Origin of the sequence: Pseudoxanthomonas broegbernensis (genome assembly GCF_014202435.1) — a bacterium.
Classification (GTDB): domain Bacteria; phylum Pseudomonadota; class Gammaproteobacteria; order Xanthomonadales; family Xanthomonadaceae; genus Pseudoxanthomonas; species Pseudoxanthomonas broegbernensis.
In genome coordinates, this window is record NZ_JACHGU010000002.1 from 730,535 (window position 1) to 752,914 (window position 22,380).

Here is a 22,380-nt window from a genome sequence, read left to right on the forward strand (position 1 = left end):
CAGGCCGCGGATCGTCAGGCGGAGATCGGGGGACGGAAGGGCGTCAGCACCGGTGCCGAGGGCAGGCCACCGTGGTCGAGCGGCCGCGGCGCGACCGCGGCCGTCCAGGCCAGGGCGGGCGTCGGTGCGGCACTCGGCAGCGCCGGCACCTGGCCGCAGCAGTGGGCGAAATGGAGCAGGGCGTGCAGCAGGCCGGCGGTGCCGCGCTCGCCGTCGTCGGCGTGCCCGGCGCCGTGGCTGGGTCCGTCCACGGCGGATGCGTGGGCATGGGCGGCGGCGTCCTCGTGGGCCAGTTCGTGCACCTCGCCGACCGAGCCGAGCACCGGGCGCGCGAGCAGGCCCAGCACCAGCAGCAGCGCCAGCAGGCGCAGGGGTGTGGTCCGGGCGAGGGCACGCAGGTGGCGCATCGGCCAAGGGTAGCGGTGCCGGTACCTGCGGTGCAAAGTCCTCGCGAGATCCATGCACGGCCGCGGCAGATGAACGGAAGCGCAGGCCGGCGCGGATGTCGCTTGAAGCGGCCCGGGGGCGCCCCTACACTGGCTTCCGTCTGGCGAGATGCTTCGCCCGCAGTTTCCGGGGGTGTCCTGGTTTCGACGGGGGTTGCGAAATCGACTGGCGCATGCCGAGGGGGCAGCTTTCCTCGTTAATCCAGCGGCAAAACTCATAGTTGCCAACGACGACAACTACGCTCTCGCCGCTTAAGGCGTAGCCCCGAACCCACTTGTGTCTGTGCTCGTGGATGTAGGGTCATTATCACAGGATCGCCGGAGGTGGTTGCCTGTCAGCCTCCGTCAAAAACAAAGCAGGCTGGTCCCAGGGTGCGCTTCGCACGCCGTGCTGCCACGGGACGAGATCCAACGGTGAGCTAAGCATGTAGTGCCGGAGATGGAGTGCCTTCGGACGGCGGTTCGATTCCGCCCACCTCCACCAATCACCCGTCTCGCGACGGCTCAGGAAAGGCCGGGATCCCAGGATTCCGGCCTTTTTTGTTCGCCGGCACCGACTCCGGGCCGGAAGCTATCGCCCGTCCCCGCCGCCAAGGACGAAATCGGCGATTTCGTTGGCGTGCCGCTGGATCAGCCAGCGTGCGCTGTACATGGCGGTCGGGTTCTTCGAGTCCACGGTCGCGCTGCCGAGGACGTTGCCGTCGCCGTCGACGATCGACACCTCGCTGGTGATCCGGTCCTGGCCGGCCATCGCGCCGGCCAGGACGCGCGCGGCGCCATGCCGCATGCGTAGTGGACGATCCGGATCTTCAGGGTCTTGCCGGCGTCCGGGCTCATCCGGCGCCACAGGCGCTGGGTCAGCCGCGAGTCGAGGATCGAGCGCGCCTCCTCGGTCATGCCGCCACGGTCGTCCACTTCGTAGCCGAAGGTGTCGGCGGGCGACAGGCCGCTCTCGATCCGGACGCTCGACGAGGTGCCCGCGCAACCGGCCAGCAGGACGGCAAGGGCCAGGCCGAAGATCGCCTTCATGGGTTCCTCCCTGCGGGGGCGCCCCATGCCCGCCTGCCGCGCATGGGTCAGGTGAACATGCTGGTGAGCTTGTTGTTCTCGTGGAAGTAGATGTTGAAGCCGTAGGTGGAGAAGGCTCCCGGCACGATGCTCAGCAGCTCGCTGGCGGCCTTGTGGGCCATCGACCGGGCGGAGTGCTTCCTCGCCCCGCGGCCCCGGTTCTTGCGGTACTGCTCGGCGAGCTTGGAGAAGAAGATCATGTCGATGGCCGAACCGTCCACCCAGTCCACCGCCTTGCGGTAGCCGGCCAGCCAGTCGAGGTTGGTCTTGCGCGATTCGAGGAAGAAGCGGGCGACCGCGATGTTGCCGGTCAGGCAGGTGCCCAGGAACAGCCCCCTGATCTGCGCTTCCCGGTTGCACTTGTAGAAGCAGTTGCGCAGCTCGGTGCGGCTGATCGCGCTTTGCGCGCTGGGGCCGATGTGGTTCTCGTCGCCGTGGCTGGCCAGGTACAGCACCTCGGTGCGCTTGTCCGATGCGCGGAGCTGCAAGGTCGCGCCCAGCGAGGTCTTCTCCGAGAACATGTCGTAGAAGAACGCGCTGGGGTTGCCGAAGTGGATGGCCGAGACCGCCTCGAAGATCGGGCGCACGCTGTGGTTGCCGCTGTCCCACCAACGGCTTTCGATCACGGCGAAAGGAGAGTCGCTCATGGATGTCGGTCCGGTTCTGGTCCCGTGGTCGGACGCGGCCCGGCAACCCGCAACGATGGTGGCGATGCCCACTCAATGGCTGGTGCGGCTGTCGGGCGCATGGCCTCCTCCTGAGTCCCGGGCGCGGCGGCCGGACCGGTCGTGCAACCGGATTCTGCGCGAATGCGCCTTCCGATTCCACTGGGCCTGGACCGGCAGCGGAAGGCCGAGGGCCGCCGGAATCGTGAGGGCGCCCATTCGCATGCCCTGCGTGCCGGGCATCGGGGCACTGCCGGACTGCAGAAAATTCCTACATCCGGCCAGCGGCTTGACCGATGGAGCCGACGCAGGGCGGACGTAACCTGTGCGCGTGGTCAAGCGCAGGGACGCGCCATGGTGCGATGCATCGGCAAGACAGGGGCGGTGCCGGTCCGCCGGATGCCTGGAGGGTGAGCGCCGCCTCGCCTCCGGCCCCGGGCGTCGCGTCGTGGTCGGCCGTGCCCCCGGCTTCCTCGCCCGCGCAGGGCCTGGCGTGCGCCGCGGCGTTGCTGGCGGGCGTGGTGGGGTGTCTGTTCCTGCCCGCGTTGATGCCGCCGCCGCTGCGCTGGCTGTGCGTGCTGGTGGGCCTGGCCGGCTGGGTGTGGCCTTGGCGCGGACGCGCGGCGGGCGCGTTGCTGGTGGGCTTGGGCTGGGCGGGGCTGCATGCGGGCTGGGCGCTGGCGGCGCAGTTGCCGGCGCAATGGGAAGGGCGCGAGGTGCGCCTGGTCGGGCGCGTGGCCGGGCTGCCCGAGCACGACGTGCGGCGCACGCGCTTCCATTTCAGGGTGGAGGGCGATGCCTCCGGGCCGTTGCGCGGCCGCCTCCTGCAGTTGTCCTGGTACGACGATTTCGGCGCGCTGGAGCCGGGGCCGCGCATGGCGCTGCAGCCTGGCGCGCGCTGGGAACTGCGAGCCAGGCTGCGCGCGCCGCGCGGTTTGGCCAATCCGGGAGGGTTCGATGCCGGCCGCCACGCCCTGGCGCAGCGGATCGCGGCGACCGGCTATGCGCGCGCGCCGCAGTCGGCGCGGGAGCTGGCGCCTGCCGCGGGCATCGATGCCTGGCGCGGGGCCATGGCCGCGCGGATCGAGGCCGCGGTGGCCTCGCCGTCGTCGCGCTTCGTGCGCGCGCTGGCCCTGGGCGACACCCGTGGGTTGTCCGACGCCGACTGGGAGACCCTGCGCGCGGTGGGCCTGACCCACCTGATCGCGATCTCGGGCTTCCACGTCGGCCTGGTCGCCGGCTTCTGCGCATGGCTGGCGATGGGCCTGTGGTGGGCGCTGCCGTCGCTGGGGCGGCGCTGGCCGCGGCCGCAGGCGGCGGCGGTGGCGGCGGTGCTGGGCGCGGCCGGCTATGCGGCGGTGGCCGGATTCGCGCTGCCCACGGTGCGCACGCTGCTGATGATCGCAGTGGTGGCCGCGGCGCGGCTGGCGCGTCGGCCGTTCGGGATGTGGCAGGCGCTGTCGCTGGCGTTGCTGGCGATCCTGCTGGCCGATCCGTTGTCGGCACTGCAGGCCGGGTTCTGGCTCAGCTTCGCCGGCGTGGCCTGGCTGGTGTGGTGCCTGCCCGCGCAGGGCGGGCGCCGCCGCTGGCTGCGCGAGTTCCTTTCCGCGCAGGGCGTGGCCACGGTCGGCCTGCTGCCGCTGGGGGCCGTGCTGTTCCACCAGGCCTCGCTGGCGGGACCGCTGGCGAACCTGCTGGCGATCCCCTGGTGGAGCCTGGTGGTGGTGCCGCTGTCGTTGCTGGGCACGGCGCTGGAAGCGCTGCATGCCGGCGGCGGAGGCTGGGCATGGCGCGTTGCATCGGCGTGCTTCGATCCGAGCTGGGCGTTGTTCGAGCGGATGGCGGCCAGCCCGTTCGCCTTGTGGTGGTTGCCCGAGGCGCGGGCGCATGCCTTGCCGCTGGCGCTGCTCGGCGCGGTCTGGCTGCTGTTGCCGCGGGGGCTGCCGGGCCGCACGCTGGCGCTGCTGCTGTGGCTGCCGCTGCTGCATCCGCCGCGCGAACTGCCGCCGCCGGGCGGGCTGGAACTGCACGTGCTGGATGTGGGGCAGGGACTGTCGGTGGTGGTCCGCACCGCGCGTCACGCATTGCTGTACGACGCTGGGCCGGCCGTGCGCGATGGCTACGACGCCGGCGAGCGGGCGGTGCTGCCGGCGCTGCGCGCGCTGGGGGTGGGGCGGCTGGACCGGGTGGTGATCAGCCATGCCGACCAGGACCACGCCGGCGGCTGGCCGGCGGTGCGCCGCGGGGTGCCGGTGGACCTGTCGCTGGCGCCGGCCGGTGCGCCGCTGGCACCGGACGCGCCGTGCCGGGCCGGGGAGGCCTGGACCTGGGACGGGGTGGAGTTCCGCTTCCTGCACCCGCCCGAGCATTTCCCTTACCTGCGCAACGAGGCAAGTTGCGTGCTGCGCATCGCCTCGCGCCATGGCGCCGTGCTGTTGCCGGGCGACATCGGCGAGGTGGTGGAACAGCGCCTGTTGCGCGAACCGGCGTGGTTGCGCGCGGAGGTGGTGGTGCTGCCGCACCACGGTAGCGGCGGCTCATCCTCGGCCGGGTTCGTGGCGGCCACGGGCGCGCGCCTGGCGCTGGTGGCGGCCGGACACGGCAACCGCTTCGGCCATCCGCGCCCCGAGGTGGTGCGCCGCTGGCAGCGGCACGGGGCCGAGGTGCTGGCCACGCCGCGCTCCGGCGCGATCCGGGTATGGCTGGACGAAGACGGCCCGGCCGTGCGCGAGCGCCGGCCGTGGAAGGCCAGGCTTTGGGATCGCAGCGAAAGCGAATCCGCGCCGTCGCTTCCATAACCGGGTGCGTCCTGAATTTCCCGTATGCGGGCCGGGGACATGCGCCGGCACGTGGCTCCGTACGGGCGCGAGAAGCGAATCCCGGCCGGTGGAAGGGTGCCGTTGCCTCGGGTGGGCGGCCGATTCGCAGGCGACCGCCGGCTCTTGCAAGGGCTGAAGCACCGCCGCCGTGTCGAGGGCGGGCTGGCGCGCGGCGGGCGTTTGCCGTCATCCTTACGGTTGGTGACGCGGCCGCGCGGCCGGAGGTGGTTCAGGTGTGGGAGCTGGTCAAGGCCGGTGGATGGCCGATGCTGCCGTTGATTCTGCTGGGCCTGGTGGCCCTGGCCATCGTCCTGGAGCGGCTGTGGAGCCTGCGCCGCGTGGAGGTGATGCCGCCGCGGCTGGGCGAGGAAGTCCGCAACTGGGCCGCCCGCGGCGAGCTGGACCCGGCCCACATCGAGTCGCTGCGCCGCAACTCGCCGCTGGGCGCCCTGCTGGCCGCGGCGCTGGACGTGCGCCACAAGCCGCGCGAGCTGATGCGCGAACGGCTGGAGGACACCGGCCGCCACCTGGTGTTCCGAATGGAGCGCTTCCTCAGCGCGCTGGGCACGATCGCCTCCGCCGGCCCGCTGCTGGGCCTGCTGGGCACGGTGGTGGGCATGATCCAGATGTTCCTGGGCATCCTCGACCACGGACTGGGCGACGTGAACCAGTTGGCCGGCGGCATCGGCAAGGCGCTGGTGTGTACCGCCACCGGCATGATCGTGGCGGTGCCCGCGCTGATCTTCCACCGCTACTTCCGCAGCCGCATCGCCGGCTACGTGATCGAGATGGAGGAGCAGGCCACCGCCTTGCTGGATGCGCTTGAAGCCCGCGCCGCCGCTCCGCTCCCGCACGCCGCGGCCGTCCGCGGCGGGGTCCCGCAGCCGGCGCCGGCGCGCGACTGAGGCCGGCATGCGCATCCGCGACCAACGCGCCTACGACGAGCCGGGCATCGACCTGGTGCCGCTGATCGACGTGGTGCTGGTGCTGATCGTCTTCTTCGTCATCACCACCACCTTCGACGTGCGCTCCACCCTGCAACTGCAGTTGCCGGTGGCCAGCCCGCAGGAGCCGGCGCCCGCGCGCACGCTCAACATCCTGGTCAATGCCGACGGCCGCTATTTCGTGGGCGAGCGCGAGGTGCTGCACACCGGCGTGGAAGCGGTGAAGCGGGCCATCGTCAAGGCCGCCGGCGAGGACCGCGACCGGCCGGTGATGCTGCGCGCCGACGCACGCACGCCCTACCAGGCCGTGGTCACGGTGCAGGACGCGCTGGCCCAGCTCGGGTTCCGTCGCATCGCCATCGCCACCGCGCCGGAGCCGCAGCCTTGAGCGGCGGGCAGCAGCAGGCGATCTGGCCGATCTACCGCCGCCTGCTGGGCTATACCCGGCCCTACTGGCCGTACCTGGGCGCGGCCCTGGTCGGCATGACGGTCGAGGCGATCGCAGGCGCCAGCTTCGTGCGCCTGATGAAGCCGCTGACCAACAACTTCGTCCAGCCCACGGCGCAGGACGCGGTGTTCCTGCCGCTGGCCATCGTCGGCCTGTTCCTGCTGCGCAGCCTGGCCACCTTCGTCACCGACTACGGCATGGCCCGCAGCGGACGCAGCGTGGTCCGCGACCTGCGCGAGCAGGTGCTGAGCAAGTACCTGCGCCTGCCCTCGGCCCACTTCGACACCGAGTCCACGCCGGTGATGGTCAGTCGCCTGAATTTCGACACCGAGCAGGTGACCCAGGCCAGCGCCGAGGCGCTCAAGACCCTGGTCACCGACAGCCTGACCATCGTCGGACTGCTCGGCCTGATGCTGTGGGCCAGCGTCAAGGTCACCTTCGCCATGCTGCTGATCACCCCGCTGATCGGCGTGATCGTGTGGTACGTGGGCCGGCGCTACCGGCGCATCAGCGGCGGCATCCAGGACGGCATGGGCCGCATGGCGGCCAGCGCCGAGCAGTCGCTGGCGGCGCAGCAGGACGTGAAGGTGCACGGCGCACAGGCGTTGGAGACCCATCGCTACGCGAGCCTGGCCAACCGCATCCTCGGCCTGAACATGAAGGTCGAGACCACCCGCGCCGGCGCCTCGGCGCTGGTCCAGTTGCTGGCCGCGCTGGCGCTGGCGGCGATCGTGTGGGTGGCCGCGCGCGAGGCGCTGGACGGCAAGCTGGACGCGGGCGACTTCGTGATGCTGATGACCGCGATGATGGCCATCATCCCCTCGCTGCGCCGGGTCACCAGCGTGCAGACCGCAATCTCGCGCGGGGTGGCGGCGGCCGAGCGGCTGTTCGCCATCCTCGACAGCGAGGAGGAGGCCGATACCGGCACGCGCAGCCTCGACCGCGCCCGCGGCGAGCTGGTGTTCGACCGGATCAGCCTGCGCTACCGCGACCAGCCCGGCTTCGCCCTGGAAGGCATCAGCTTCAGCGCGCGGCCCGGCACGGTGACCGCCATCGTCGGCCGTTCCGGCAGCGGCAAGACCAGCCTGGTGCGGCTGGTGCCGCGCTTCTACGAGCCCAGCAGCGGCTCGGTGACCCTGGACGGGGTGGACCTGGACGAATACCGCATCGCCGACCTGCGCCGGCAGGTCGCATTGGTGGGGCAGAAGGTGATGCTGTTCGACGACACCGTGGCGGCCAACATCGCCTACGGCGCGCCGGCCGACCGGGCGGCGATCCGCGCCGCGGCCGAGGCCGCCAACGCCTGGGAGTTCATCGAGCGCATGCCGCAGGGGCTGGACACGCCCATCGGCGAGAACGGCGCGTTGCTGTCCGGCGGCCAGCGCCAGCGCCTGGCCATCGCCCGGGCGATCCTGCGCGACGCGCCGATCCTGATCCTGGACGAGGCCACCGCCGCGCTGGACAACGAATCCGAGCGCCTGGTGCAGGACGCGCTGCAGCGGCTGATGCCCGAGCGCACGACGCTGGTGATCGCCCACCGCCTGTCCACCATCGAGCATGCCGACCAGGTGCTGGTGCTGGACCACGGCCGCCTGGTCGAGCACGGCAGCCATGCCGAGCTGATCGCCGCCGACGGCCTGTACGCCCGCCTGCACGGCATGCAGTTCCGCGAGCGCGCGGCCAAATGAGCCCGGCGCGATGAGGCGGGTGCGATGAGCAAGAGTGCCCCGAGGACGCCGGCCTGGTGGTTCGGCGACGCGGCCGTGCCCTGGCCGATGCGTGCGCTGGCGCCGCTGTACGCCGGCGCGGTCGCGCTGCGCCGGCGGCTGTACCGGTCCGGCTGGCTGCGCACGCAGCGGGTGGACGTGCCGGTGGTGGTGGTGGGCAACCTGGCCGCCGGCGGCGCGGGCAAGACGCCGCTGACCCTGGCACTGGTGGAGAAGCTGCTGGCGGCCGGCTGGCACCCGGGCGTGGCCAGCCGCGGCTACGGCAGGCGCGATGCCGGGACGCCGCGCTGGGTCACCGCGCAGACCGCCACGGAGGAGGGGGGCGACGAGCCGGTGCTGATCGCGAGCCGGCTGCCGGTGCCGGTGCGCGTGGACCGGGACCGGGTCGCCGCCGCGCGCGCGCTGGCCGCCGCCGGCTGCGACATCGTGGTCTGCGACGACGGCCTGCAGCACTACCGCCTAGCCCGCGACATCGAGATCGAGGTGGTCGACGGCGCGCGCCGCTACGGCAATGGCCGCATGCTGCCGGCCGGGCCGCTGCGCGAGCCGGCCGTGCGCGGGCGCGGCTGCGATTTCCGGGTGGTCAACCTCGGCCATGCCGGCGGCGCGGGCGAGGCCGCCGGACCGGAGGCGGCGCATGCCGCGCCCGCTGCCTTCGAGGGCGATGCGGACCCGATGGCCGGGCAAGCATCCAGGACCGGCCGCACGGCCGCGCAGCCACCGCCCACGGTGGGTTTCGGCGAATGGCCCATGCGCCTGAAGTCGCACAGCGCGGTGCCGCTGGCCGGCGGCCGCCCGCGCCCGGTGGCGTCCTTCGCCGGGCAGCGGGTCCACGCGGTGGCCGGCATCGGCAACCCGCAGCGGTTCTTCGACGCACTGCGCGCGCTGGGGATCGGCGTGGTGCCGCACGCCTTCGCCGACCATCGCGCCTACACCGCCGCGGACCTGGACTTCGGCAACGACCTGCCGGTACTGATGACGGAAAAGGACGCGGTCAAATGCGCGGCCTTCGCCGACGAGCGCTGCTTTTCGGTGCCGGTCGATGCCGAACTCCCGGCCGCGTTCTGGATCGCCCTGCTCGATCGCCTCGGCCGCCGGGACTGAACGACACCGGGCCGCCGCCCGGGCCATCCGTTCCATCGGTCCGATCCCGCCGCAGGCCATCGCCATCCTGCCGCGCGCCGGTGCGCAGGCGGCACCGGTCGCGGCCGCCTACAATGCCGGTCCCGCAGGAGGATGAAATGGACCCGCAGTTGGACTTCGTCGTCGCCATCCCCGCGCGCCTGGCGGCCAGCCGCTTGCCGGACAAGCCCCTGCGCCCGCTGGGCGGCGAACCGCTGGTGCTGCACGTGGCCCGTCGCGCGCTAGCCGCCGGCGCGCGCGAGGTGTGGCTGGCCACCGACCATGCGCGCGTGGCCGATGCGCTGGCCGGCGTTGCCGGCGTGCGCGTGGCGATGACCTCGCCCGACCACGCCTCCGGCACCGACCGCCTGGCCGAGTGCGCGTCCATCGCCGGCTGGGACGACGCCACCGTGGTGGTCAACCTGCAGGGCGACGAACCCTTCGCCCCGGCCAGCGGCATCGCCGAGGTGGCGCGTACCCTGGCCGCCAGCGGCGCGTCGATGGCGACCCTGGCCGAGCCGATCGCCGATGCGCAGGCGCTGTTCGACCCGAACACGGTCAAGCTGGTGCGCGCCGCCTCCGGCGATGCGCTGTACTTCAGCCGCGCGCCGCTGCCGTGGCCGCGCGACGCCTTCGCCCACGACCGCGGCGTGCTGCCGGGCGGCGGCCACTGGCTGCGGCACATCGGCATCTACGCCTACCGGGCCGGCTTCCTGCGGGCCTTCGCGCGGATGCCGCCGGGCCGGCTGGAGCGGGTGGAATCGCTGGAGCAGTTGCGCGCGCTCGAGGCCGGCCACCGCATCGCCGTGGCGCTGGCGCCCGAACCGTTCCCGCCCGGCGTGGACACACCCGAGGACCTGGCCCGGGCGCAGGCGCGGCTGGCCGGGGGCCGGGCATGACGCGCGCGGTCACCCGGCTCCTCGTGGTGTGCCTGGGCAACATCTGCCGCTCGCCGATGGCCGAGGGCGCGCTGCGCGCCCGGATCGAGGCCTCGCCGCTGGCCGGGCGGGTGGAGGTGGACTCGGCCGGCACCGGCGGCTGGCACGCCGGCGCGCCGCCGGACCGGCGCGCCATCGCCTGCGCCCGCAGCCACGGGGTGGACATCGGCGGCCTGCGCGCGCGCCAGCTTCGCGCCGGCGACTTCCACGACTTCGACTGGCTGCTGTGCGCCGACGCCGCCAACCTGCGCGACGTGCGCCGGCTCGCGCCCGAGGGCCTGGACGGCCGCGCCGCGCTGCTGCTGGACTGGGCCGGCGCCACGGGCGGCGAGGGCACGGTGGTCCCGGATCCGTACTACGGCGGCCACGAGGATTTCGAGCACGTCTGGCGGCTGGTCGATGCGGCGGCGCAGGCGGCGGTCGCGCGATTGCTGCAGCCGTCCCGGGCTCCGGCATAATCGGCCCATGAGCACCGCGACCCTGCAGGAACTGCCCACCGGCCTGAACTGGCTGAACGCGCCGCCGGCGCCGCTGCACGAACTGCGCGGAAGGCCGGTGGCGCTGGCCTTCGTCAACGCCGCCTCGGCCTGGTGCGCGCAGCGCCTGGCCGAGCTGGCGCTGTGGCAGGCGCGCAACCCCGGGCGGGTGCAGGTGCTGGTGGTGCAGGTGCCGCGCTTCGACAGCGAGCGCCAGCCGCAGCGTTCGCTCAAGCTGCTGCGCCGGCAGGGGTTGTCGTTCCCGGTGCTGCTGGACGCCGACTGGGCGGCCTGGCAGCGCTACGGCATCGAGGCCTGGCCGACCGTGCTGCTGGTGGATGCCGAGGGCCGCGAGCGCGAGCGCATCGTGGGCCTGGGCGGCGAGCTGGAGCGTTCGCTGGCCGCGCTGTGCGAGGGCCTGCCGCATCCGGCCGAAGAGGACATGCGCCCGGCGGAGACGCATCCGGAGCCGCGCCTGCCGCTGCGCTTCCCGTCCGCGGTGGTGGCCACGCCCGACCGCCTGTACGTGGCCGACAGCGGCCATCACCGCATCCTGGAGTGCAACCACGCCGGCCGCGTCCTGCACCAGTTCGGCCTGGGCACGGCCGATTTCATCGACGGCCCCGACGAGCAGGCCGCGTTCCAGCGCCCGCAGGGCCTGGCCCTGGAGCGCGAATTCCTGTACGTGGCCGACACCGGCAACCACGCACTGCGCCGGATCAACCTGCGCACCCACACGGTGGACACCCTGTGCGGCAACGGCCGCGCCGGCGACCCGGTCGAAGGGCCGGTGGCGGCCGCCGCCAAGACTCCGCTGAGCCGCCCGCTGGGGCTGGCCGTGGCCGGCAACCAGATATACATCGCCGGCGCCGGCGACAACCGCATCTGGAGCTACGACCTGGGGCGCGGCGAACTGCTCCTGCGCGCCGGCACCGGCCAACTGGAACTGCGCGACGGCAACGCCCGCAGCATGGCCGCCTTCGCCCAGCCGGTCGCCCTGGCCGCGGTCCAGCAGCAGTTGTACGTATGCGACGCGCTGGGCTCGGCGGTGCGCTCGCTGCAACTGCGCACCGACCTGGTCCAGACCCTGGTCGGGCAGGGGGTGTGGGAGCACGGCGACGCCGACGGCCCGCGCGCCAGCGCCCGCCTGCAGCATCCGCAGGGCATCGCCCTGAGCGCCGACGCGCCGCTGCTGTGGATCGCCGACAGCGGCAACGGCAGCCTGCGCACCCTGCGCCTGGGCGGCGGCGAGCTGGCCACGGTGAACCTGCCGCGGCGCCTGCACGGCCCGACCGGGCTGTCGGTGGCCGCCGGCGCGGTCTGGATCGCCGAGACCGACGCCCACGGCATCCTGCGCTACGACATCGCCAGCGGCGAACTGGGCGACGTGTCCATCGGCGAATGACGGTGGCGGCGGTACCGCAATTCGACGGCAAGGCCTTCGTCGCCCAGCTCAGCACGGCGCCGGGCGTGTACCGCATGTACGCGGCCGACGGCAGCCTGCTCTACGTGGGCAAGGCCGGCGCGCTGAAGCGGCGCGTGGCCAGCTACTTCAACAATGCGCCCAGGACCCCGCGCCTCCACGCGATGGTGGCGCAGATCGCGCGGATGGAGGTCACGGTCACCCGCACCGAGGCCGAGGCGCTGTTGCTGGAAAACCAGCTCATCAAGTCGCTGGCGCCGCGCTACAACGTCTCCCTGCGCGACGACAAGAGCTACCCGTACGTGCTGCTGACCCAGGAGCAATGGCCGCGGCTGGCCTTCCACCGCGGGCCGCGCGCGGTGCCCGGGCGCTACTTCGGCCCGTATGCCAGCGCCGGCGCGGTGCGCGAGACCATGGACCTGATGTTCAAGCTGTTCCGCCTGCGCAGTTGCGAGGACAGCGTGTTCCGCAACCGCAGCCGGCCCTGCCTGCAGTACCAGATCGGCCGCTGCAGCGCGCCGTGCGTGGGCCTGGTGGATGCGGCCGAATATGCCGAATCGGTGCGCCGCGCCACCCTGTTCCTGGAAGGGCGCAGCGACGAACTGGCCGAGGAACTGGCCGCGGCGATGGAGGCGGCCAGCGCCCGGCTGGAATTCGAACAGGCCGCGCGCCTGCGCGACCTGCTGGCCACCCTGCGCGGGCTGCAGGCCCGCCAGTACGTGGACGGCCATGCGGCCAACCTCGACGTGCTGGCCTGCGCGATGCAGGGCAGCGCCGCCTGCGTGCTGCTGCTGGCCTTCCGCGACGGCCGCAACCTGGGCACCCGCGCGTTCTTCCCGCGCACCAACGGTGAGGAAAGCGCGGAAGAGGTGCTGGGCGCGTTCGTCTCCCAGTACTACGCCGAGCAGCCGCCGCCGGCGGAGATCGTGCTCGACCGCGCCATCGCCGACGCCGGGCTGATCGAGCTGGCCCTGGCCGAGGCCGCCGGCCGCAAGGTGGCGCTCAAGTCCAGCGTGCGCGGCGAGCGCGCCGGCTACCTGGACCTGGCCCGGCGCAACGCGCAACTGGCCCTGGCCACGGAACTGAGCAGCCGCGGCGCGCAGCAGGCGCGCAGCGAGGCGCTGCGCGAGCTGCTGGGCCTGGCCGAGGCGCCGGCGCGGATCGAGTGCTTCGACATCAGCCATACCCTGGGCGAGGCGACGGTGGCCTCGTGCGTGGTGTTCGACCCGGCCGGCCCGGTGCGCAACCAGTACCGTCGCTACAACATCGCCGGGGTCGAGCCGGGCGACGACTACGCAGCCATGCGCCAGGCGGTGGAGCGGCGCTTCCGCCGCGCCCTGGAGGCCGGGGCCGATGCGCCGGGCGCCAACGCGGTGCTGCCGGACGTGCTGCTGATCGACGGCGGCGCCGGCCAGCTCGCGCAGGCGCGCGAGGCGCTGGCCGATCTGGGCGTGGAGGGCGTGCTGCTGGTGGGCGTATCCAAGGGCCAGGCACGCCGCGCGGGCGACGAGACCCTGGTCCTGGCCGACGGCCGCGAACTGCACCCGGGCGCGGCCTCGCTCGGGTTGCAGTTCATCCAGCAAGTGCGTGACGAAGCGCACCGTTTCGCCATCACCGGCCATCGCGGGCGCCGGCAGAAGGCGCGCAGCACCAGCCGGCTGGAGGACATCCCGGGCATCGGCCCGCGCCGCCGCGCCGCATTGCTGCGCCATTTCGGCGGCCTGGCGGGGCTCAAGGCGGCCGGCGAGGAGGAAATCGCGCGGGTGGAAGGCATCAATGCCGCCCTCGCCGCGCGCATCTACGCTACCCTGCATGGACTCGTTCCCCCCGGGCCGACCGATCCGCAACACCGATGAAGTTGACCATCCCCACCTGGCTGACCCTGCTGCGGATCGTGATGATTCCGGTGCTGGTGCTGGTGTTCTACCTGCCCTATCGCTGGACGAACTTCGCCGCCGCCGGCGTCTTCATCCTGGCCGCGCTGACCGACTGGCTGGACGGCTGGGTGGCGCGCCGCTACCGGCAACACTCGGCCTTCGGCGCCTTCCTCGACCCGGTGGCCGACAAGCTGATGGTGGCCGTGGCCCTGTTCCTGATCGTCCAGGGCCATCCCACGCCGTGGATGGCGTTCTGGGCGGCGGTCATCGTGGGGCGCGAGATCGCGGTGTCGGCGCTGCGCGAGTGGATGGCCGAGCTGGGCCAGCGCGCCATGGTCAAGGTGGCGATGATCGGCAAGGTCAAGACCACCGCGCAGATGATCGCGCTTTCGTGCCTGCTGTATTCGATCAATCCCCGGCATGGTCCCGACGGCGGCCTGCCGCTGCAGCCCGGCACCGGCATCTGGCTGGGCGAGCCGGTGTTCCACCTCGGCGACTGGCTGCTGGCGATCGCTGCGTTGCTGACTCTCTGGTCCGGCATCCAGTACCTGCATGCCGCCTGGCCGGCCCTGCGTGCGGACGAGGAAGCCATCGCCGCCGCGCGCACCGGGAAAAAAGTGCGCGGGACCGGTTGACAGCCTGTGCCGAAGCTCTAAAATGCGCGTCTCCAAGCGGGAATAGCTCAGTTGGTAGAGCGCAACCTTGCCAAGGTTGAGGTCGCGAGTTCGAGTCTCGTTTCCCGCTCCAGTTTATGATCCTGCAGACTTCCGCCAGTGTCTGTAAGCCGTTGAAAAAAAGGAGCCTCGGCTCCTTTTTTCATTCCGGCAAACGCCACGGAAATCCATTGGCAGTCGGCATTCTTGAGGCCGGGGTTGAGGCCAAAGAATGCGGTGGGAGCAGGTTCCGGATTGTGGCCGAGGCTGGATCGGGGATGACCGGCAGCATCGAGCCCAAGTCCCGGGACGTAAGGGTTTGATGATGGCGCTCCCTGACTCTCACTGTGCGGCAAGCCAAGGCCGCCAAGAACCCCACACCATCCCCCGACACCGACGGCCTCGGCCTGATGGCCGCCCCTGCCGGCGGCACATGGCGCGCGCCTGATCTTGCGCACTCCTAAGGGGCGACGAATGGGATCGGTGGCTTGCTGGAAGGGGCGTGCGCCGACGGGGTTAAAGACACCGGGTCACCGGCGGCGGCGTCACCCCGGAGGGGAAGGCTGGGGAACCCGGTGCCGTGGGCCGCAGCGGGCCGAAGAGGTAGCGTGGCTTGAGGCGGCGAATTCCTTTTCCCGTCTCCCTGAGGCAGCCAGCGAGCATCACCCGCTGTCGGGCGATTCCACTGCAGTCGCCCCATCTGGGCATCTGCTTAGATGCTAGATTCTCCGGGGCTTGTGAATCGGATTCATCAATGCCGCGCAACAGCTACAACGACCTGCTTGCGTTCATCCAGGTGGCGAAGCAAGGCAGCTTCACGCGGGCGGCTGCGCAACTGGGCGTGTCCCCGTCCGCGCTCAGCCATGCCATTCGCGCGCTCGAAGCGCGTCTGGACGTCCGTTTGCTGACGCGGACCACGCGCAGCGTATCCGTGACGGAAGCAGGCGAGCGACTCCTGGCCAGTGTGGCGCCGCGCTTCGAGGACATCGACGCCGAATTGGCGGCGGTGAGCGAGTTGCGCAAGAAGCCATCGGGGCTCGTCCGCATCACTGCATCGGAATTCCCCGCCACTTACCTGATATGGCCCAAGCTGTCCAAGGTCCTGCCGGACTATCCCGATATCGCCGTCGAGGTGGCGGTGGACTACAACCGCACGGACATCGTCTCCGAACGCTACGACGCGGGCGTGCGCCTGGGCGACGAGATAGCCAAGGACATGATTGCGGTGCGAATCAGTCCGGACATGCGGATCGCGGTGGTGGGCTCGCCCGCCTACTTCGCACACAGGAAGAAGCCGAAAAAGCCCCACGACCTGGCCGAGCACAACTGCATCAATCTGCGGCTCCCCACCCATGGCGGACTCATGGTCTGGGATTTCCGCAAGGGCAAGCGCGAACTCAAGGTCCGCGTGACCGGGCAGTGGATCTACAACAGCATCTCGCCCATCGTGCGCGCCACGCTGGCGGGGCAAGGCTTGGCATTCCTGCCCGAGGATGCGGTGGCTGAGCACATCGCGGAGGGGCGGCTGGCCCGCGTGCTGGACGATTGGTGCCAGCCCTATGCCGGCTACCACCTGTACTACCCGAGCCGCCGGCAATCGTCGGGGGCGCTGGCCGTCATCGTCGAAGCCTTGCGGCATCGCGAGCCGCCGCGCAAGACAGCCAAACCGAAGCGCCGGTCGGCTTCGTAGGCCACCTCCAGGCGGCGGTTGGTCGGATTGATGAATACAACTAAAAACCGAATGCGGGATTTGAGGCTTAATCAAAACAGTCCCACCCTCTAGGATCTCCTTCCGAGACAGATCGGGCGCAGACCGCTCGCATGCTCGTGTGGCAAGCGGCGCGTGCACCGTCCCCAGGAAGCAATCCCATGAGAAAGAACCTCGCCGCCGCCGGCGCATCCCTGCTGATGGGCGCAACCGTTGCACACGCCCAAGGCATCCAGATCGCCCCCGCGGGCATGACCCCCACCATCTTGGGCGCAGCGCAGAATTTCAACGGCCACGTCGCGGTGGACATCAAGGCAGCGGGCGACAGCGGCAAGCACGGTAGCGTGGGCATGGTCGACTTCGCGCCCGGCGCGCGCACCGCCTGGCATACGCACCCGGTCGGCCAGTTGCTCGTCGTCACCAGCGGCAACGGCTGGGTGCAGGAAGAAGGCCGGCTCCGACGCGAGATCAGGGTAGGCGACGTGGTCTGGATCGAGGCCGGCGTCAAGCACTGGCACGGCGCGGCACGCACCAACGGCATGCGCCACCTGGCCATCGCCTACGTGCAAGACGGCAAGAGCGCGGACTGGAAGGAGTTGGTAAGCGATGAACAATACAACGCCCGCTAAGTTCGGCACCGGCGTGCTCGCACTCGCCTTGGCTGCGCTGGCCGGCCTTGCCGCCGCACAGAATCCAAGCGCCCAGGAGCCGCATCCGGCGACGAACGCCGAACGCGCCTCGGACACCCTGTCTGCCAAGCAGCAGGCCATTCCCCTGATCGCGTCTTTCATGGCCGCCAGTGACATGCCCAGGCTCAACACCGCACTGGACCAGGGCCTGGACGCGGGCCTGACCATCGGCGAGGCCAAGGAAATCCTGGTGCAGCTCTACGCCTACGCCGGCTTCCCCAGGAGCCTGAACGCACTGGGTGAATTGCGGGAGGTGGCGGACGCACGCAAGCAGCGGGGCATCCAGGATGCGCCGGGGCGCGAACCCAGCCGGCCAGTACCTACAGGCGATGAACTGCTCGCAGTCGGCACTGCCAACCAGACGAAGATTTCCGGCGCACCGGTCAAGAACGCAGTGACCGACTTCGCCCCCATCATCAACCGATTTCTGCAGGCCCATCTGTTCGGCGACATCTTCGAGCGTGACAACCTCGACTGGAAAAGCCGTGAACTGGCCACGGTCGGGGCGCTGGCCGCCATGCCTGGCGTGGAGCCGCAGTTGCGCTCGCACATGGCCGCCAGCATGCGCGTGGGCCTGACGGCCGCACAGTTGCGCCAGTTGACGCAGGTTCTGTCCGAGCGCGGCGATGCGCAGGCGGCCGAACGTGCGAGCGAGGCGCTGACACAGGCGCTTGCCGCCGTGCCGGGAGGCTGAGCATGAATGTTGCCAAGGCCCTGCTGGCTATCATGGCGCTGACCTCGATTGCCGCCTGCACAACCCTTCCCGGTGGCTCGAATAGTGCCGCCGGTCCCCTGGTGATCCAGGAACAGGGCAGCTTCGCTGTCGGCGGAAAGGTGGTGGGCGCGCCCGGCACGTACGACAACAACCACCCGACCCCCGCAGGGCAGACGTTCCACGGCGATCACCTTTACGCCTTCTATCAAGTTCCACAGAACCCCAGGCCGCTGCCCATCGTCATGTTGCATGGCGCCTACCAGTCGGCGCGCAGTTGGGAAACCACGCCGGACGGACGCGAAGGCTTCCAGACTGTCTTCCTGCGCCGAGGCTTCCCGGTGTATCTCGTCGATCAGCCGCGCCGCGGCCGTGCGGGCAACAGCACCGTGGCGGCGACGATCGAGCCCACGCCTCTCGATCAGCTTTTCTTCGATCAATTCCGTATCGGCAAGTGGCCGGACTACTTCGACAACGTCCAGTTCGACCAAAGGCCCGAGACGCTGGACCAGTTCTTCCGATCGGTCACTCCGAATACCGGGCCTTACGATTCCAACGCGATCTCCGATGCAATGGCCGCGCTGTTCGACAAGACCGGGCCCGGCATCCTGTTCTCGCACTCGCAGGCTGGCGGACCGGGATGGCTGACGGCAATCAAGAGCCAGAACGTCAAGGGAATCGTCGCCCTCGAACCCGGCAGCGGGTTCATCTTCCCCGAGGGGGAACTGCCCCATGAAATGCCGAGCGCGGCGGGGACGCTGACGCCGGAGGCGGTGCCGCTGGCGGATTTCGAGAAACTCACCCGCATCCCGATCGTCATCTATTACGGCGACAACTTCCCGGCCGAGCCGACCACGGAGCGAGGGCAGGACAATTGGCGGGTGCGTCTGGCCATGGCCCGGCTATGGATAGATGCCGTCAACAAGCATGGCGGCGATGCGCAACTCGTGCATTTGCCAGAGATCGGCATCCGGGGCAACACGCACTTCCTGATGTCGGACCTCAACAACGTCCAGGTCGCCGACCTTGTGTCGAAGTTTTTGGCCGACAAGAAGCTGGATTGAAGGAGCGGCCTCCGCAGCTCCGCCAGAGCGAATTTTCAAGTTTCGAGGGGTATTCACCATGAAACGCACCGTAGCGAAGGCGACCCTCATGGCCGCCATCGTCGGCGCCTCGGGCGGCGTGGCCCAGGCGGGCGACTACAGGCATCACCCGTTCACCTTGGTCTATCAAGGCGCCATCACGAAGAACGAGCCGGGCAAGGTCAACCTCCGCCCGGTCGAGTACAAGCTGAACGATCTGGACATCGTCGCCAACGTCTATACCCCCGCGAACTACGATCCGGGGCAGAAATACCCTGCCATCGTCGTGGCGCACCCCAACGGCGGAGTGAAGGAGCAGGTCGCGGGCCTGTACGCCCAGCGACTTGCCGAACAGGGCTACGTCACGATCGCGATGGATGCGGCGTACCAGGGCGGAAGCGGCGGCGAACCGCGTAACGTGGACGTGCCCGCCCACCGCATCGAGGACATCCGCCGTGCGGCGGACTTCATCGCCCAGTACGCGGGCGTGGACAAGGACCGCCTGGGCGTTCTCGGCATCTGCGGGGGCGGTGGCTACGCCCTGGCCGCGACGCAGAGCGACAAGCGCTTCAAGGCGGTGGCCACGCTGAGCATGTTCAACTCCGGCCGCGTGCGTCGCAACGGCTTCGCCGATTCGCAACTGAACACCATCCAGGAGCGGTTGCGGCAAGCGTCGGACGCGCGCGCCCAGGAGGCCGCCGGCGGCAAGGTGATCTATTCCGGCGATGCCGAGATGACAGACGAGCGGATTGCCGCACTGCCGTTCGAGATGTACCGCCAAGGCTACGAATACTACTGGCGCACGCATGCGCACCCCGGCTCGACCTTCAAGTACACCACCAGCAGCCTGCTGGACTTGATGCGCTGGGATGCCACCGACCGGATCGAGCTGATCGACAGGCCGTTGCTGATGATCGCGGGCAGCAAGGCCGACAGCCTGTACATGAGCGAGGATGCCTTCGCCAGGGCCTCCGGCACGAAGGACAAGGAACTGTTCAAGATCGATGGCGCCACCCATATCGAGACCTACTGGGTGTCCAAGTACGTGGACGCCGCAATGGCCAGGCTCAGCGAGTTCTACAAGCGGACCCTGTGAGCGAGAAAACGTGCGTCGCCGCTTGCTGTCGGCGGCCGAGACGTTCGCGCCAGGGGGCGAAACCCTGGCGAGCCCTGGGGCAGGGACGTCGCAAGCGATCCCGCTCTTTTGGATGCCAGCCCGCGGACTCCGAAAGGTCTCGCCTCCTTCGTTGACCATCACATCGAGACATCGATCGTAAACAATGGCTTGTAACCATTGTGCCCGTTCCGTTTCCCGCTCCCGATTCGAGCCCGCAGGCGCAGGCCCGCGCGCTTTTTATTTGTTCGACGCATACGATGGACCGATGTGGATGCCGATCTCTGCGTTCGTCCTGCTGGCCGGGCTGGCCACGGTACCGGCCGTGCCGGATGCGCGCGCCGCGGGCCAGGCGCACGGCACTGCGACGGTGTCGGGACAGGTCTACCTGGAGCGCGACGGGCACCCTGGACGCACCGCGGACGAGCCCGGCCTGGCCGGGGTGGCGGTCTCCAACGGCCGGGACATCGCACGCACCGACGCGCGAGACTGCTACCGGATTTCCGCCATGCCCGGGCAAGCGGTGTTCGTGGTCAAGCCGGCCGGGTACCGCTTCATGCCCGGCACCGGCGGGCTGCCGGACTTCTGGACCCGCGTCGTCGCGCCCGGGCCGATGCAAGCCGATTTCGCGCTGCTGGCCGCGGGCGGGCCGGATGACGGCCCAGGCGATGGCGCACGGGACGCGTTCGAGGTGCTCCTGTTCGCCGACACCCAGGTCAAGAGCGCGCGCGACATCGACTACTACCGCCGCGACATCGTCGAGCCGCTCCAGGGCCGCCATGCCGCGTCGTTCGGCATCACCCTGGGCGACCTGGTCGACGATGCGGTGGCGCTGTACCCGGCATTGAACGCGGTCACCCTGCAGCTCGGGGTGCCGTGGTTCCACGTCCCGGGGAACCACGACGTGGACCCGGGCGCGCGCGACGACGGCATGTCGCTGGCGCACTGGGAAGCGGTCTACGGCCCGGACACCTATGCGGTGGAAGAGGGCGCGGCCACCTTCGTGTTCCTGGACGACGTGGTGGTGAAGGCGGACGGCGACTACGCCGGTGGCCTGCGCGAGGACCAGTTCCTCTTCCTCGAACGCTACCTGGCGCAAGTGCCGCGCGATCGCCTGCTGGTGCTGGGCATGCACGTTCCCCTGTTCGACGGCGGGCGGCGCGGCTTCCGTGCCGACGATCGCGCGCGCCTGTTCGCGCTGCTGCGCGACCGGCCGCGGGTGCTGGTCCTGAGCGGGCACAGCCACACCCAGCAGCATTACTGGCACGGCGTGCAGGACGGCTGGGAAGGGCGGGCGCCGCTGCACGAATACAACGTGGGCGCGGCGTGCGGCGCGTTCTGGTCCGGCGCTCCCGATGCGGCCGGCATCCCCGACGCGACCATGAGCGACGGGACGCCCAACGGCCACGCCACGCTGTCGGTGCGCGGGGATGGCGGCTACGCACTGGCCTACCATCCGGCCCGCGTGGCGGATGGCGACTCTTCCTTCACCACGGCGATGGCGCTGCACGCGCCCAGGGTTCTGCGCCGTGGCGCGTATCCGGCCTGGGGCGTGTACGCGAACGTGTTCATGGGCGATGCCGCGACCCGCGTGGAATATCGCATCGACGGCGGCGAGTGGACGCCGATGCGGCGCGTGGAGCGTGCCGACCCCAGGTTGCTGGCCGAGAACGCGGCCGACGACCTGGCCCCCGCTTTGCGCGGCTACGACCGCTCGCCGGAGGCCACCGCATCCACGCACCTGTGGCGTGGCGCATTGGCGACCGGCCTGGACCCGGGCGAACACCGCATCGAGGTGCGGGCCTTCGACCGCTGGCAGGGCGAGGCGATGGCCTCCACCTCGTACGTGCTGCAGGAGATGCCCGCCGATCGAGGCGCGGGGTATGTACCGGCAGGGCCCGTGCCGTGAAATGTCCCGCGCGCTGCATGGCGCCGCTGCGAAGCGACGGCCGCTTCTGCCCCGAGGCCGTTTCATTGGCAACTTGACAGCACCTGATCCGCACCTGATCCGCGGAGGGGATGCTTGCAAGCGTCCTTGTGCATGGCATCATGCACCGCGCGCTGTCCCGGGGGGATGGCGCGCCGCGCGCGGAGGTCGGGGGATTTCCGGACGGTGCCGCGCGGAGGGGATGTTTGTTTTCAGGGGCAAGGACAGATGCGACAGGGACGTGGAGCGGCGCGTGGGCGTCGCCTGGTTTTGTTTTGGATGGTGTTTTCCTGCGGTGCGGCGTTGCCGGCCGGTGCGCAGGATCACGGTCTGGCCGATCGGGAGGCGTTGCGCCAGCAGGAGCGCGAGCGCGCCTTGCGCCAGCGCGAGGAGCGGGGTGCGGACGTGCGTCTGAAGCGCGGGGTTGAGGCGTTCGAGCGCCTGCCTTCGCGGGAGTCGCCGTGTTTTCCGATCCAGCGCATTGTCCTGGAGGGGGAGGCGTCCGAGCGGTTCGGCTGGGCCCTGAAGGCCGCCGACCCGGC

18 protein-coding genes, 1 tRNA gene, 1 other RNA gene and 2 pseudogenes are annotated in these 22,380 nt (G+C 70.6%); 19 read left to right on the forward strand and 3 right to left on the reverse strand.

What is annotated here, in order from left to right; all coding sequences use genetic code 11:
- Positions 1 to 14: 14 nt before the first annotated feature.
- Positions 15 to 407, reverse strand: coding sequence for a hypothetical protein (locus HNR76_RS06930; protein ID WP_162312074.1), 393 nt, complete (start codon positions 405 to 407; stop codon positions 15 to 17).
- Between the two features lie 168 nt (positions 408 to 575).
- Here HNR76_RS06930 and ssrA point away from each other — a divergent pair.
- Positions 576 to 930: a transfer-messenger RNA gene (ssrA, locus tag HNR76_RS06935) on the forward strand.
- A gap of 87 nt (positions 931 to 1,017) precedes the next feature.
- Here the strand turns inward: ssrA and HNR76_RS06940 are convergent.
- Entirely contained in the window at positions 1,018 to 1,233 is a 216-nt protein-coding gene (locus tag HNR76_RS06940; RefSeq protein ID WP_162312073.1) for a hypothetical protein, read from the reverse strand.
- A gap of 289 nt (positions 1,234 to 1,522) precedes the next feature.
- On the reverse strand, positions 1,523 to 2,161 hold the full coding sequence (locus tag HNR76_RS06945; RefSeq protein ID WP_162312072.1) for a hypothetical protein: 639 nt from the start codon (positions 2,159 to 2,161) through the stop codon (positions 1,523 to 1,525).
- A 566-nt stretch (positions 2,162 to 2,727) separates the two neighbouring features.
- Between HNR76_RS06945 and HNR76_RS06950 the strand changes: the two genes are divergently transcribed.
- The 18 genes and pseudogenes from HNR76_RS06950 to HNR76_RS07035 form a co-directional block, all read left to right on the forward strand.
- Complete coding sequence (locus HNR76_RS06950; protein ID WP_246429052.1) at positions 2,728 to 4,977, forward strand: DNA internalization-related competence protein ComEC/Rec2; 2,250 nt, start codon at positions 2,728 to 2,730, stop codon at positions 4,975 to 4,977.
- 254 nt (positions 4,978 to 5,231) lie between these two features.
- On the forward strand, positions 5,232 to 5,903 hold the full coding sequence (locus tag HNR76_RS06955; protein WP_162312070.1) for a MotA/TolQ/ExbB proton channel family protein: 672 nt from the start codon (positions 5,232 to 5,234) through the stop codon (positions 5,901 to 5,903).
- A 7-nt stretch (positions 5,904 to 5,910) separates the two neighbouring features.
- Positions 5,911 to 6,330, forward strand: a complete 420-nt coding sequence (locus HNR76_RS06960; protein WP_162312069.1) for an ExbD/TolR family protein — start codon at positions 5,911 to 5,913, stop codon at positions 6,328 to 6,330.
- Positions 6,327 to 8,078 carry a lipid A export permease/ATP-binding protein MsbA gene (msbA, locus tag HNR76_RS06965; protein ID WP_162312068.1) on the forward strand — a complete coding sequence of 584 codons (1,752 nt, stop codon included), beginning with the start codon at positions 6,327 to 6,329 and terminating at the stop codon, positions 8,076 to 8,078. Before HNR76_RS06960 ends, msbA begins: the two co-directional genes overlap by 4 nt.
- Before the next feature lie 24 nt (positions 8,079 to 8,102).
- Positions 8,103 to 9,221, forward strand: coding sequence for a tetraacyldisaccharide 4'-kinase (lpxK, locus tag HNR76_RS06970; protein ID WP_162312067.1), 1,119 nt, complete (start codon positions 8,103 to 8,105; stop codon positions 9,219 to 9,221).
- Positions 9,222 to 9,358: 137 nt separating this feature from the next.
- Positions 9,359 to 10,138, forward strand: a complete 780-nt coding sequence (gene kdsB, locus HNR76_RS06975) for a 3-deoxy-manno-octulosonate cytidylyltransferase (RefSeq protein ID WP_162312066.1) — start codon at positions 9,359 to 9,361, stop codon at positions 10,136 to 10,138.
- Positions 10,135 to 10,646: pseudogene (locus HNR76_RS06980) on the forward strand (low molecular weight protein-tyrosine-phosphatase). Before kdsB ends, HNR76_RS06980 begins: the two are co-directional and overlap by 4 nt.
- The gene (locus HNR76_RS06985) at positions 10,643 to 12,058 is read left to right on the forward strand and encodes a redoxin domain-containing protein (protein ID WP_162312064.1); all 1,416 of its coding nucleotides are present in this window, start codon (positions 10,643 to 10,645) and stop codon (positions 12,056 to 12,058) included. The pseudogene HNR76_RS06980 and the gene HNR76_RS06985 overlap by 4 nt, the downstream one beginning before the upstream one ends.
- A complete protein-coding gene (uvrC, locus tag HNR76_RS06990; RefSeq protein WP_162312063.1) occupies positions 12,055 to 13,932 on the forward strand; it encodes an excinuclease ABC subunit UvrC in 1,878 nt (625 codons plus the stop codon). The genes HNR76_RS06985 and uvrC overlap by 4 nt, the downstream gene beginning before the upstream one ends.
- On the forward strand, positions 13,929 to 14,588 hold the full coding sequence (gene pgsA, locus HNR76_RS06995; protein WP_162312062.1) for a CDP-diacylglycerol--glycerol-3-phosphate 3-phosphatidyltransferase: 660 nt from the start codon (positions 13,929 to 13,931) through the stop codon (positions 14,586 to 14,588). Before uvrC ends, pgsA begins: the two co-directional genes overlap by 4 nt.
- Positions 14,589 to 14,624: 36 nt before the next feature.
- Positions 14,625 to 14,700, forward strand: a tRNA-Gly gene (locus HNR76_RS07000).
- A gap of 660 nt (positions 14,701 to 15,360) precedes the next feature.
- Complete coding sequence (locus tag HNR76_RS07005; protein WP_162312061.1) at positions 15,361 to 16,296, forward strand: LysR family transcriptional regulator; 936 nt, start codon at positions 15,361 to 15,363, stop codon at positions 16,294 to 16,296.
- A 179-nt stretch (positions 16,297 to 16,475) separates the two neighbouring features.
- On the forward strand, positions 16,476 to 16,943 hold the full coding sequence (locus HNR76_RS07010; protein WP_162312060.1) for a (R)-mandelonitrile lyase: 468 nt from the start codon (positions 16,476 to 16,478) through the stop codon (positions 16,941 to 16,943).
- Positions 16,921 to 17,697 carry a carboxymuconolactone decarboxylase family protein gene (locus HNR76_RS07015; protein WP_162312059.1) on the forward strand — a complete coding sequence of 259 codons (777 nt, stop codon included), beginning with the start codon at positions 16,921 to 16,923 and terminating at the stop codon, positions 17,695 to 17,697. The genes HNR76_RS07010 and HNR76_RS07015 overlap by 23 nt, the downstream gene beginning before the upstream one ends.
- A 2-nt stretch (positions 17,698 to 17,699) precedes the next feature.
- Entirely contained in the window at positions 17,700 to 18,779 is a 1,080-nt protein-coding gene (locus HNR76_RS07020; RefSeq protein ID WP_162312058.1) for an alpha/beta hydrolase, read from the forward strand.
- Positions 18,780 to 18,837: 58 nt separating this feature from the next.
- Positions 18,838 to 19,893, forward strand: a complete 1,056-nt coding sequence (locus HNR76_RS07025) for an alpha/beta hydrolase (RefSeq protein ID WP_162312057.1) — start codon at positions 18,838 to 18,840, stop codon at positions 19,891 to 19,893.
- Positions 19,894 to 20,185: 292 nt separating this feature from the next.
- Positions 20,186 to 21,820, forward strand: a complete 1,635-nt coding sequence (locus HNR76_RS07030; protein WP_162312056.1) for a calcineurin-like phosphoesterase C-terminal domain-containing protein — start codon at positions 20,186 to 20,188, stop codon at positions 21,818 to 21,820.
- Positions 21,821 to 22,117: 297 nt separating this feature from the next.
- Positions 22,118 to 22,380 (forward strand): annotated as a pseudogene (locus HNR76_RS07035) (ShlB/FhaC/HecB family hemolysin secretion/activation protein); the annotation flags it as partial.